The organism is Ilumatobacter sp., from assembly GCF_030065885.1.
Lineage (GTDB): Bacteria > Actinomycetota > Acidimicrobiia > Acidimicrobiales > Ilumatobacteraceae > Ilumatobacter.
Genome location: NZ_JASJCS010000151.1, coordinates 1 through 12,172, shown reverse-complemented (window position 1 = coordinate 12,172; position 12,172 = coordinate 1). Strand labels below are relative to the sequence as shown.

Sequence of the window (12,172 nt, the reverse complement as noted above, 5' to 3'; positions counted from 1 at the left end):
CTCGTGGTGTTCGTCGGTGTGGCGATCACGGCGGCGGTGACGATGGCACTGGTGCCCGTCCTCGGCGACCTGGTCGATCGGCAACAGGCGCGAACCGCCGCCGACGCCGCCGCGCTCGCCGGCGTGCACGGTGGCCGGTCGGCGTCGGCTCGGTTGGCCGCCGCCAACGGTGCGGTGCTCGTGGGCTACCGGCGCGACGGGCGACGGGTCACCGTCGAGGTGACGGTCGGTGACCAGGTCGTGCGCGCACGCGCCACCGACGAGCCATAGCGGCTGCGTACACTCGAGCCGGTGAGCACGACCGACGGCGACGCTTCGTCGCGCCTGTCCGAGGCGATCGAGCAGATCCTCGCCAAGACCGCTCCGACCGACGATGCCCCGGCGCCCGACGGCGACACCGATCCCGCCGACGCCGACGATGACGAACGCGCCGACGCATCGGCATCGACCGCCGCCGGCGCTCCGGATGCCGGCGAGGTCCCGCCGAGCCACTCCGCACCTGCCGCCGACCAGCGGGCTGCCGAGCAACCGGCCGACCAGCCGGCCCCTGACCAGCCGGCTCCCGAGCAGCCGGCTCCCGAGCTGCCGACCGAGGTCGTGCCGACGCTGCCCGCACGCAGCGCCGACCCGGCGAGGCCCGCAACGACCGAGCCGACCACCGCGCCGAAGGCCGACTGGAGCGTCGACGACGACGGCGACGTGCCGTACGAGCTCCCCGAGATCGTCCCCGCCACGCAGGACGCGCCACCGACCGCACGTCAGCCCGCATCCGCACCGCCGAGTGGTGCCCCGAGCTCGACCCCTGCGCCGCCCGCACCAGCGACGGCCACACCGCCGAGCCCGGCAGCGGCGAAGCCGTCGCCGACCACGTCGTGGGCCGACCACATGGCGCCGGTCGCACCCGCAGGGGCGCCGCTTCGTCAACCGGGTCGGCGACCACGCGTGCGGCGCGTCACACGCGTCCTCCGCCACATCGATCCGTGGAGCACGTTCAAGGTCGCACTGCTCTTCAGCGCGGTCGCGTACGTCGTCACGCTGACCGCCGGCGTCCTGCTGTGGCGGGTCGCCGACCGCACGGGGACGCTCGCCAACATCGAGCGGTGGTTCACGCAGTTCGGCTGGGAGACCTTCGAGCTCAAGGGGGGCGAGATCTTCGCCAACGCCTGGGTGATCGGGCTGTTCGGCGTCGTCGCCATGACCGGTGCCGTCGTGCTGCTCGCGACCCTCTTCAACCTGGTCAGCGACATCGTGGGTGGTGTGCGCGTCACCGTCCTCGAAGAAGAGGTCGTCGAGCGCACGGTCTCGTCGACCCGTCGCTACGTGGTCCGCCGGCCGCCGACGGGCGCCGCGACGGGGTGGGACGTCGACGGCGACGATCCCGACGATGGCGCCACCCGCTCGGCGTCGGCGGCGGCCACGACGGCCGACTGGAGTGTCGACGACGACGATGACCAGGACGGCCAGGACGGTGACCGCGTCGACGACGCCGTCGGCACCACCACCGACGCACGCGACCCGGCGGCCGGCGCAGCCCAAGCCCGTTGAGGAATTCCGGGTCGGCCAGATAGCCTCCCATCGCTGCTGGGGCTATAGCTCAGTCGGTTAGAGCGCCGCCCTGATAAGGCGGAGGTCGCTGGTTCGATTCCAGCTAGCCCCACTCCTGACGAACTCCGAGACGAGGCGCCCGCTGGCGCCTCGTTTCACGTCCCGGCCGGTGTCCGAGATGCTCCGGTCGCCTGAGGTCCGACCGTCGTGACCCAGCCCGTGTCAACCGACCGGCAGGCCCGGCGTGCAGCCGGCGATCTCGAAGTCCGGACCGACGTTCGGGTACCCGTTGCGCGGCCGGAGGAAGCGTCGATCGTCGGTGATCAACGGCGACGTGTACGCGTCGTCGAACAGCAGGTTCGGGTCGCCGTCCTGCCCGTCCCAGTCGGTGCACCACACTCCGGTCGCCTCGGACAACCCCACGTAGAACGTGCTCGACGGATCGGTCGTCGAGTACAGCGCGGCGAGCTGCGCGTCGGAGGCGTTGAGCAGCCGGGTCACTTCGGCGGTGAAGCCGCCGACGCCGCCGAGCCGGTTGACGGCGATCGTCCGGCGAGCGCCGAGCGCCTCGAGCGGGGTGATGCGGAGCGGGTCGGCCCACCCGCCGACCGACACGGCGCCACTGCTCAACGGCACGCCGGGGGAGAACCCGGGCTCGGCCGGCGACGACGAGAGCACCTCGCGCCAGGTCGCCGGGCCGAGCGGCACGAACTGTTGGCTGCCGAGATCGTCGAACCGGCGGTCGAGGGCGCGGCCCATGCGCCGCAGCTCACGATCGCGTCCCCAGTAGCCGGTGCCGACGTCGTCGAAGTCGGGCTCGAAGGGGATCGGGTCGGCCGAGATCCAGGCAGCTCGCGCCTCCTCCCACCGGGCGATCGCGTCGCCGGTCAGCACGCCCGTGACGCCGAACACCGGCAGGTATCGGCCGACCGGATCGTCGGCACGGTTCGGCGACCCGCCCGCTGCGAACGCCTCTCGGTACGCGTTGAACAGGTCGGCGAACGTCTCGCCGCACGTGCGGGTGCCGACCCCGGGGAGCGCTGCCGTCTGCTGCCACGTGAGCCCGAGGCTCGGCGCCGCGCAGGCGTCGAACCACGCTTCCGTCCCGGCACGATCGGCCGGCCCGTACCCGGCGTAGAACGACCCGTAGCCGCCGATCAGCGTCGCGAACGCGTCGAAGTCGATGACCGACGTGCGCAGGAAGACGCGCGGGTCGTCGACCTGGAACTGCAGGCCCTTCTGCAGACCGTCGATGATGTCGAGCGCGTGGAACACCGGGTCCGGCGAGGTGAGCAGGAGATCGATCACCTCCGGGTTGATCAGCGGTCCCAGGTCGCGCAGCAGCCGGACCAGCGCGTCGACGCCCTCCTGTGGCAGGGGTCCCCGGAGGAGCTCGACGATGTCGCCGGCGGCGATGCCCTCGACGAGGGCACCGACGGTGGCAGCGTCCTGGAACAGGCCGGTGTCGACCAGGCCGGGGAACGACTTGAGCATCACTGCCATGCGCGCGTCGCGCTCGGCCCTCGTGCAACGCCGGCCGTCGTCGCAGCGATGCAGCTGCGGGTTGGCCCAGATGCTCTCGAGGACGAACGTCGTGATGCTGCCCGAGCTGCCGCCGGCGGCGCAGGTGATCGCCCCGTACTCCTCCACGTGGCGGGCCAGGGCGCCGTAGTGGGCGAACAGGTTCTGCCCGTTGCCGCGGATCCCCGCACACGTCGAGGCCGCCGCGGCTGGTCGGCGCGGCGGCCGGGGCGGCGCCACGGCCCGATCGTCGCCGTCGCCGTCGCTGGTCGCGTCGTCGCTGATCGCGTCGTCGCTGATCGCGTCGTCGCTGGTCGCGTCGTCGCTGCTGTCGCTCGTTGCGTCGTCGTCGCTCGTTGCGTCGCCGTCGTCGCGCTCCTCGTGAGCGCGGTCGTGGCTCGCGTCGTCGTCGGCAGCGGCCGGTGTTCCCACCGCGCCGAGCGCCGCCAGCGAGATCGTGACCGCCGCTGCCGCGAGCTTCCTCGTCTGCATCCGTCCCCCCAAGGTCATCGACACCCTAGGACACCCGTACGGTTCGAGCCCTGCGGAGCACCTTCGTCCACCTGGGCCTTCCCGGCACCTCGCGTCGCACGCCTAACATCGCCGATGTGAGCTCGGCGGTGTCGCGGTGAAGCTGTTCCGGCGTCTGCTGGCAGCGCTGTTCCTCGCCGGCGCCGGTGCAGCGGGCATTCGCCTGAAGGGTCGCGGCGGTGTGCCGCCGCAGCACGGCGGCTGGCGGCCGCTCGAGCTGCCGCCCGATCGGCCCGGCGCGTGAACCCGACGATCCACGTCGTCGGCCGCGGCATCGTCGCGCGGCGGCTGCACCGCCTCCTGCACGCACATCGGGTCATCGTGCAGGACCCGTGGTGGTCGAACGTCACCGGCACGGCGGCCGGCGACGTCGTCGTGCTCGCGCAGGGTGGCCTGCACGCGCCGGCGGTGCCGGACCTGCTGGACCGCGGCCTGCACGTCGTCACCGTCGGCGACGAGCTCGACGACATCCGCGAGCTGCTCGAGCTCGACCACGTGGCGGCTGCGTCCGGGTTGACGCTGATGGTGGGTGCCGCAATGTCGCCCGGGCTGTCGGGCTTGCTCGCGCGGCAGCTGGCCGGCCAGCTCGCATGCGTGGACGAGATCCACGTCGCGTTCCACGGCACCGCCGGGCCCGCGTGCGCCCGCGCCCACCACCGCTCGCTGAGCGGCCGCTCGATCGGCTGGTACGACGGCGCCTGGGCCGAGTACGTCGGTGGGAGCGGGCGTGAGCTGTGCTGGTTCCCCGAGCCGGTCGGGGCGATGGACTGCTACCGCGCTCAGATCGCGTCCCCGCTCGTGCTGCAGCGTGCCTTCCCCGGCGTCGGGCGCATCAGCGCGCGCCGCTCGGCGACTCGCCGCGACCGCTTCACCGCGTTCCTCCCGATGCTCCGCCCACCCCATGTCGAGGGCGGTATCGGTGCGCTCCGGGTCGAGCTGCGCGGCGGCGACGATGCCGGTGGCCGGCAATGCGTCATCGCCGGCGTCGCCGAACTGGTCGGCACGGCGGCGGCCGCGACGGCGGCGGCGTTCACGACCGCGATCGTCGACGGGCTGCTCCCGGCCGGTGCCGTCGTCGCTGCCGAGGCGGCGCTGCCGACGACCGAGCTGCTTCGGCGGGTTCAGTCGTTCGGGACCCGCCTGCAGGAGTTCACCGGGGTTCCGCAACCGAGCTGACCGGCTCGGCCGACGCTGCCGGCGCTGAGCCGCCCGCGTCGGGCTCGAGCGTGTCGAGCCGCGCCGACAGGCGATCGATCGCGTCGGTGAGCGTCTCGAGCTGATCGCGGAGCTCCTCGCCGGTCACGACGTCGGCGAGCGCGAGCCGCACGCCGGCGATCTCGCGCGCCAGGAACTCGGTGTCGGCCTGGGTGCGTTCGGCGACCTCGCGGTCGAGCTCGGCCGCCACCCGGGCGCGGCGCTCCTGTCGGTTCTGGGCGAGGAGGATCAGCGGCGCGGCGTACGACGCCTGCAGCGAGAGCGCGAGCGTGAGCAGCACGAGGCCGCGACCCCACGGGTCGAACTGCCAGTCGTCCGGCGGCAGGATGTTGAGCGCCAGCCACACGACGATCACGCAGGTCTGGAACACGAGGAACCGCGCCGTGCCGAGGTACCGGGCGATCGACTCGGCGAAGCGACCGAACGCCTCGGGATCGTAGGAGACGTCGAGGCGGCCGCGCTGGCGCGGCTGGCTGAGCTCGGTGCGTCGCTTCACGACACGATCTCCGCGTCGGCTGCGTCGGCCGGATCGTGGGCACCACCGGCATTGCCGGCGTCGGCGATCGGCTCGGGCCGGGCATCGAGCGATCGGTCCTGGCGGCGGTGCCGCGACCGCCAGCCGGCGCCCAACATGCGGTCGACGACGTCGTCGACGCTCACGGCACCGAGGAAGCGGCCGGCCTCGTCGACCACCGCCAGCGCGAGCATGTCGTACGAGGCGAACTCCTCGAACACGGCGCGGTCGATCGTGTCGGGCGCGACCACCGGCGTGTCCTCGGCGATGCAGTGTCGCAGCTCCATGCTCGGCGGCTCGCGCAGCAGGCGTTGCATGAACACGACGCCCATGAAGCGACCGGTCGGCGGCTTGTAGGGGGCTCGCGTGACGAACACCTGGCTGGCGATGCTCGGGGTCCAGTCGGGGTCGCGGATCTGGGCGAGCGCTTCGGCGACGGTGGCGTCCGGACCGAGGATCACGAGCTCGGGCGTCATCATGCCGCCGGCGGTCGACTCCTCGTACGAGAGCAGCCGGGTCACGACCTCGGCCTCGTCGTCGTCCATCGCCTCGAGGATCGCGGCGCGCTGCTGCTGGGGCATCTCGCCCAGCAGGTCGGCGAGGTCGTCGTACTCCATCTCGTCGAACACGTCGATCAGGCGGTCGAGGTCGAGGCCCTCGATCAGGCGCAGCTGCTCGGCCTCGGGCAGCTCTTCGAGCACGTCGGCGAGGCGCTCGTCGTCCATCGACTCGGCGAGCTGGCGGCGTTGGGCGAGCGGCATCGAACGCACGATGTGGGCGACGTCGGACTTGTGCATGTCGCGCAGGCGGGCCGCCTCGGCTTCCATCGCCGTGCCGGTGGCGAACAGGTGCGGCACGTCGGTCCAGTCGACGAGCCGGTAGTTGGGGCGGCGACGGAGCGTGCTGCGTCGTGCGAGGCGGACCTTCGACACGCGCCAGCGGCGTGCCCCCTCCTCGATCGTCTCGACCAGCCCGACGTCGCTGACCCGCTCGCCCGTGGCGATCACCTTGTCGATCAGCTCGCTGCCGATCAGCGTCTCGCCGGTCCGGCGCTTGAACGGGTTGAGGTCGATGTCCCAACTGCGCAGGCGGGCGCCGTCGCCGTCGAGGTCGGCGACCCGGGCGGCGTTGACGAAGATCCGGCGCCGCTGGCTGGACGCGACGAAGCCGACGACCCGAGGGGCACGGCCCTCGCGGCCAGGCACGACGACGATGTCGTCGATCTTGCCGATCTCGCTCCCGCCGGCGTCGAGCAGGGGCAAGCGCATCACACGGAACGCGTAGATCAGCTCGCCTGCCATACCGCGCAGGCTACCCGTCACCCCTGCTCAGCCCGAGCGACGGCCGGTGTTACAGATGGTGTCAGACACTCTCTGTAACGGCGGCGTTCGCGCGTGCGTCAGGCGCGTTCGACCTCGACCAGGGTGTCGCTGTAGGCGACGCCGCCGCCCCACTCGGTGAGGGTGTCGTTGGTGAGGCTGTTCGCGACCTTGCCGTCGGGGTGGTGGTCGCGCCACCAGCCCCACGGGATCGACGCGACGCCGGGGCGGAGCCGTTCGGTGATCTTCACGGGCACCTCGACGCTGGCACGGTCGTTGAACACGCGGGCGGCGTCACCCTCGGCGAGGCCGCGGGCCGCGGCATCGACCGCGTCGAGCTCGACGAACGGGCCGCCTTCCGCAGGGCCGTGCTTCGGCAGCTGCGAGTAGCTCGAGTTGAGGAAGCGGGTGTGGTGCTTCGGCGTCATCAACTGCAGCGGGAACCGGGCGGCGTCGGGGCCGTGCGGGCCCTCGACGGGGGGTACGAACGTCGGCACGCGTGGCTGGCCGATCGCCTCCAGTCGATCCGAGGCGAGCTCGACCCGGCCCGACGCGGTCGGGAAGCCGCCGTTCGCCCATGGCGTGCCCGACTCGGGGAACGGCACCTTCATCCAGCCGTCGGCGCGCAGCCGGTCGAGGTCGACCGCCGGCAGGGCGGCTCGCAGGACCGTGAGGTCGTCCTCGAACAGCGACGGCTCGGTCAACCCCATCGCACCGGCGATCCGGCGGAAGCACTCGCTGTTGCTCACCGCCTCGCCGAGCGGTTCGATCGCCGCCTCGTTCCAGCCCATCCAGAGGTGGCCCCACGCCGGCGAGACATCGCTGGCCTCGATGTGCGTCGTCGCTGGCAGCACGATGTCGGCGTACCTCGCGGTGTCGGTGACGAACTGCTCGTGCACGACGGTGAACAGATCGTCGCGGTCGAGGCCCTCGCGCACGCGCTCGGCGTTCGGCACGATCACGAGTGGGTTCGAGTTCCACACGATCATCGCGCGCACCGGCGGCTCCTCGTCGAGGAGGATCTCGCCGAGCCGGCTCATGTTCAGCGTGCGGACCTCGCGCCCGGCGAGCAGGTCGGGTCGCGTCAGCGCGGCCTCGTCGATCAGCTCGTCCTGCCACGTGCCGACGCTGCGGAAGAAGCCGCCGCCGCGGTCGCGCCACGCCCCGGTCAGCGCCGGCAGGCACGCCATCGTCCGGTAGAACATCGCGCCGTTCTCGTGGTGCTCGCCGCCCACGAGCGTGCGGATCGCCGCCGGGCGGGTGGTGGCGTACTCACGGGCGAGCCGCTCGATCACGTCGGCGTCGACGCCGCACTGTTCGGCAGCGCGCGCCGGTGTCCACGCTGCGACCGCCTCGGCGAGCTCGTCGAGGCCGAGCGTGTGCGCCTCGACCCACTCGTGGTCGAGCAGGTCGTCGCGGATGATGACGTGCATCATCGCCAGCATCATCGCGGTGTCGGTGCCGGGCAGCGGCTGGACGAACCAGTCGGCCTCCTCGGCGGTGATCGTGCGGATCGGGTCGATCACGACGAGCCTCGCGCCGTTGGCGCGGGCCTTCTCGATGACCGGCCACAGGTGCCGGTTGGTGAGCCGGGTGTTCGTCGCCCAGAGGATGATCAGCTTCGCGTGCTCGAGGTCCATCGCGTCGCCGCCCAGCGACGTGCCGTTCGTCATCGCAGCCCCGGCGGCCACCGTCGGGCCGCAGATGTTGCGCAGGAGGCGGGTGGCACCGATGTGGTGGAACAGGCGCGACGAGATGCCCTGGGTCGCGAGGATGCTCTGGTTGCCGGCGTCGCTGAACGGCATCACCGCCTCGCCACCGTGCTCGTCGATGACGGCGTTGAGCCGGCTGCCGATCTCGTCGAGTGCTTCGTCCCAGGAGATCGGCTCGAACTCGCCGCTGCCCTTCGGGCCGGTGCGGCGGAGCGGCCGGAGCACGCGGTCGGGGGAGTAGACGCGGTCGAGGAAGCGGTTGACCTTCGGGCACAGCTCGCCGTAGCTGTACGGGTGCTCGGGATTGCCACGCATCTTCACGGCCACCCGCTGGGGGCCGTCACCTTCGACCGTGACGGTCCAGCCGCACGAGTCGGGGCAGTCGTGGTGGCAGATGCCGTTCACGGTGTGCGTGCCGTTGGTGGGATCAGCCATCGGCTCATCGTACGACGCCCGATCCGCCGCGCCAGTTGCGAGTTGTGCCTGGCACATCTCGTAACTCATCTCGTAGCTTGCGGCGATGCCGACCGTTCGGAACTGGGCACGCAACCAGGCGTGCGTGCCGGTCTCGGTCGAGCACCCGGCGTCGACCGATGAGGTCGCGGCGATCGTCCGGCGCGCGCACGCCGACGGGCGGCGCGTGAAGGTCATCGGTGCCGGTCACTCCTTCACGGCGACCGCGATGACCAACGGCGTGCTCCTCGATCTCGACCGGATGAGGCGCGTGGTGTCGGTCGACGTCGAACAGCAGCGGGTCACCGTCCAGGCCGGCATCACGCTGCGGGCGCTCGGCGACGAGCTCGCTGCGGTCGGCATGGCGATGCCCAACCTGGGCGACATCAACGTGCAGTCGGTCGCCGGTGCGATCAACACGGCGACCCATGGCACCGGCCTCGAGCTCGGCAACCTGGCGACCACGATCGTCGGCCTCGAGCTGGTCGACGGGCGCGGCGACGTCGTTCGCTGCGACGAGACCCGCGAGCCGGAATTGCTCAGAGTCGCACGCGTCGGGGTCGGTGCGCTCGGCGTCGTCACCGAGGTGACGATCCAGTGCGTCCCGGCGTTCCACCTCCACGCGCACGAGACCATCGAGATCCTCGACGAGATCCTGACCGACGTCGACGCTGACGGGGTCCCTGCCTTCGCACGCAGCGCCGAGCACGCCGAGTTCTTCTGGATGCCGGGCGCACGCCGCTGCCAGGTCAAGCGCAACCGGCGCACCGACGAGCCGGCACGGCCTCCGTCGCGGGTGGCGTACGTGCGCGACAAGTACGTGGCCGAGAACGCGGCGTTCGGCCTCGTGTGCCGCGTCGGCCGTCGCTTCCCGGCGCTGGCACCGAAGATCGCCAAGGCGGTCGCCGGCGCGGCGGGGGAGCGCGACCTGATCGACCGCAGCGACCGCGTATTCGCCAGCCCGCGGCACGTCCGCTTCGTCGAGATGGAGTACGGCATCCCGGTCGAGGCGCTGCCCGAGGCGGTCGGCCGGGTGCGCGACCTCACCGCGACGCTGAGCTTCCCGTCACTGTTCCCGATCGAGGTGCGCGTCTCGGCCGCCGACGACATCGCGCTGTCCACGGGGTACGGTCGCACGAGCGGGTGGATCGCCGTGCACCAGTACCGTGGGGCGCCCTTCGAGTCGTACTTCCAGGGTGTCGAAACGATCATGGACGACTACGACGGCCGCCCCCACTGGGGCAAGCTGCACTTCCAATCGGCCGCGACGCTGCGCGACCGGTATCCCGAGTGGGATGCGTTCGCCGCAGCACGGGCCCGGCTCGACCCCGACGGCACGTTCCGCAACGACTACCTCGATCATGTGCTCGGTCCGGTCGTCGGCGGCTGAGGAGCGCTGCGCTGTGTTCCGCCGCGATGACTGCGATCGTGTGCTCGGTCCGGTCGTCGGCGGCTGAGGAACGCTGGGCTGCGTTCAGCAGCGACGACCGCGGCCGTGTGCTCGGTCCGGTCGTCGGCACCTGTCGAGCGCTGCGCTGTGTTCGGCCGCGATGACTGCGATCGTGTGCTCGGTCCGGTCGTCGGAGCCTGAGGAGCGCTGGGCTGTGTTCCGCCGCGATGACCTCGATCGTGTGCTCGGTCCCGTCGTCGGCGGCTGAGGGCGCAGCGGGACAGGAACTCGTCGCCGCACTGCGGCCGGGGCGGGTCATGATGGTCCGATGCCTGCCCGCCTCGTCGACGTGCACCACGGGGACGTCCTGATCGGCACCGATCCGGAGCGGGTCGGCCCGGTCGCCGTGCATGGGTTCGTCTCCGAGCAGTCCTCCTGGGCGCCCGGTCGGTCCTTCGAGGTGCAGGCGCGTGCGATCGAGCACGGCGCGCTGGTGGCCGGCGCCGACGACTCCGACGGCGTCCAGGTCGGCTTCGCCCGGATGGTCACCGACCTCGCGGCGTTCGCGTGGTCGGCCGACGTGTACGTCGCGCCCGAGGTCCGCGGGCGTGGGCTCGGCACGACGATCGTGTGGACCATCGTCGATCATCCCGACGTCGGTGTCCCGCGCCAGATCCTGGCAACCGAGGACGACCACGGGCTGTGCGAGCGGTTCGGGCATCGCCCGCTCGACGATGCCGATCATGTGACGCACCGAACGCCCAGCGGCCCGACGTGAGTCCGCCCGTCGGGACGCACGACGTCGCCCGGACCTTCCTGCGGTGGTCGACGATGCGGATGCTGAGCTTCCGCGGCTACTGGATCGTCACCAGCCTCTACCTCGTCGTCGTGGCCGATCTCTCGGCGTTCCAGCTCGTGTTCCTCGGCACGGCGATGGAACTCACGGTCCTGGTCTCGGAGGTGCCGACCGGCGTGATGGCCGACACGATCAGCCGCAAGTGGTCGATCGCCGTGTCGCACGGGCTGATGGGCACCGGGATGCTCGTCACGGGACTGGTCACCGACTTCGGCGCGCTGGTCGCCGCGCAGATGCTGTGGGGCTTCGGGTGGACGTTCTCGAGCGGTGCCGATGTCGCCTGGGCCACCGACGAGCTCGACGATGCGCTGCGGATCGATCAGGTCATCACGGCCCGCGCCCGGTGGGAGCAGTTCGGTGCCGCACTGGGAATGATCGCGTTCGGCGGTCTCGCCTGGGCGACGTCGCTGGCGACGGCGATCGTCGTCGCCGGCGCGCTCATGATCGTGCTGGGTGCGTTCGTCGTCGTGCGGTTCACCGAGCACGAGTTCGAGCCGACCCGCGAGCACCGGTGGCGCGAGTCGAGGGAGATCTTCCGGCGTGGCGCGGCGCTGGCCCGCAACGACCGCGAGATCCTGCTCGTGTTCGCGGCGACGATGCTCGTCAACAGTGGCGCCGAGGCGTTCGACCGCCTCTTCCCGAAGCGGCTCGTCGACCTCGGGTTCCCCGAGGAGCCCGACCCGATCCTCTGGTTCACCCTGCTCGGCGTCGTCACGCTCACGGTCGGAGCGATCGCGCTCCGCATCGTCGAGGTGCGGATCGCCGGCGCCGGCGTCGCCAAGCGGGTGTACGCAGCGGCGTGCTTGAGCGGGGCGCTGGGCATGATCGTGCTGGCGCACGCGCCGAACGAGCTCTTCGGCATGGCCGGCGTGCTGCTGGTCGGCGGTGTGGCGTGGACGGTCATCCGTGCGGTCAGCGTCATCTGGGTCAACCGCCGGGCGACGAGCGACGTGCGGGCGACCGTGCAGTCGTTCCTCGGCCAGACCGAGTCGTTCGGCGAGATCCTCGGTGGGCTGGCGCTCGGCGTGCTGGCCCAGGCGACGACGATCACGGTGGCGCTGACGTGTTCGTTCGCCGCGCTGGTGCTCGCTGGGCTGCTGGTGAGCACGTCGCGAG

At 71.7% G+C, this 12,172-nt stretch carries 11 protein-coding genes and 1 tRNA gene; 8 read left to right on the top strand and 4 right to left on the bottom strand.

Features of this window, described 5'->3' with window-relative positions:
• The 3 genes from QNJ12_RS21825 to QNJ12_RS21815 form a co-directional block, all read left to right on the top strand.
• Positions 1-270, top strand: a 270-nt coding sequence (locus tag QNJ12_RS21825) for a hypothetical protein (protein ID WP_300625935.1), incomplete at its 5' end; no start/stop codon positions are given.
• 21 nt (positions 271-291) lie between these two features.
• Positions 292-1,545, top strand: coding sequence for a DUF3566 domain-containing protein (locus QNJ12_RS21820; RefSeq protein ID WP_300625933.1), 1,254 nt, complete (start codon positions 292-294; stop codon positions 1,543-1,545).
• Positions 1,546-1,583: 38 nt separating this feature from the next.
• Positions 1,584-1,657, top strand: a tRNA-Ile gene (locus QNJ12_RS21815).
• 110 nt (positions 1,658-1,767) lie between these two features.
• Here the strand turns inward: QNJ12_RS21815 and QNJ12_RS21810 are convergent.
• Entirely contained in the window at positions 1,768-3,558 is a 1,791-nt protein-coding gene (locus QNJ12_RS21810; protein WP_300625931.1) for a hypothetical protein, read from the bottom strand.
• Positions 3,559-3,694: 136 nt separating this feature from the next.
• Here QNJ12_RS21810 and QNJ12_RS21805 point away from each other — a divergent pair, with 136 nt between their 5' ends.
• Both QNJ12_RS21805 and QNJ12_RS21800 read left to right on the top strand, forming a co-directional pair.
• Complete coding sequence (locus QNJ12_RS21805) at positions 3,695-3,841, top strand: hypothetical protein (protein WP_300625930.1); 147 nt, start codon at positions 3,695-3,697, stop codon at positions 3,839-3,841.
• Positions 3,838-4,773: a hypothetical protein gene (locus QNJ12_RS21800; RefSeq protein ID WP_300625928.1), complete on the top strand. Its 936-nt coding sequence runs from the start codon at positions 3,838-3,840 to the stop codon at positions 4,771-4,773. Before QNJ12_RS21805 ends, QNJ12_RS21800 begins: the two co-directional genes overlap by 4 nt.
• Here QNJ12_RS21800 and QNJ12_RS21795 read toward each other — a convergent pair.
• The 3 genes from QNJ12_RS21795 to QNJ12_RS21785 all read right to left on the bottom strand — a co-directional run bounded on the left by QNJ12_RS21795 (position 4,748) and on the right by QNJ12_RS21785 (position 8,792).
• Complete coding sequence (locus QNJ12_RS21795; RefSeq protein WP_300625926.1) at positions 4,748-5,308, bottom strand: DUF1003 domain-containing protein; 561 nt, start codon at positions 5,306-5,308, stop codon at positions 4,748-4,750. The two genes, QNJ12_RS21800 and QNJ12_RS21795, sit on opposite strands and share 26 nt — an antisense overlap.
• Complete coding sequence (locus QNJ12_RS21790) at positions 5,305-6,627, bottom strand: CBS domain-containing protein (protein ID WP_300625925.1); 1,323 nt, start codon at positions 6,625-6,627, stop codon at positions 5,305-5,307. The genes QNJ12_RS21795 and QNJ12_RS21790 overlap by 4 nt, the downstream gene beginning before the upstream one ends.
• 98 nt (positions 6,628-6,725) lie before the next feature.
• Positions 6,726-8,792 carry a molybdopterin-dependent oxidoreductase gene (locus QNJ12_RS21785; RefSeq protein ID WP_300625924.1) on the bottom strand — a complete coding sequence of 689 codons (2,067 nt, stop codon included), beginning with the start codon at positions 8,790-8,792 and terminating at the stop codon, positions 6,726-6,728.
• 85 nt (positions 8,793-8,877) lie between these two features.
• Between QNJ12_RS21785 and QNJ12_RS21780 the strand changes: the two genes are divergently transcribed.
• The 3 genes from QNJ12_RS21780 to QNJ12_RS21770 all read left to right on the top strand — a co-directional run.
• Positions 8,878-10,200, top strand: a complete 1,323-nt coding sequence (locus QNJ12_RS21780; protein ID WP_300625923.1) for a D-arabinono-1,4-lactone oxidase — start codon at positions 8,878-8,880, stop codon at positions 10,198-10,200.
• Positions 10,201-10,528: 328 nt separating this feature from the next.
• Positions 10,529-10,978, top strand: a complete 450-nt coding sequence (locus QNJ12_RS21775; RefSeq protein ID WP_300625921.1) for a GNAT family N-acetyltransferase — start codon at positions 10,529-10,531, stop codon at positions 10,976-10,978.
• A partial coding sequence (locus tag QNJ12_RS21770) for an MFS transporter (protein WP_300625920.1) occupies positions 10,975-12,172 on the top strand: 1,198 nt, incomplete at its 3' end. The genes QNJ12_RS21775 and QNJ12_RS21770, both read left to right, overlap by 4 nt.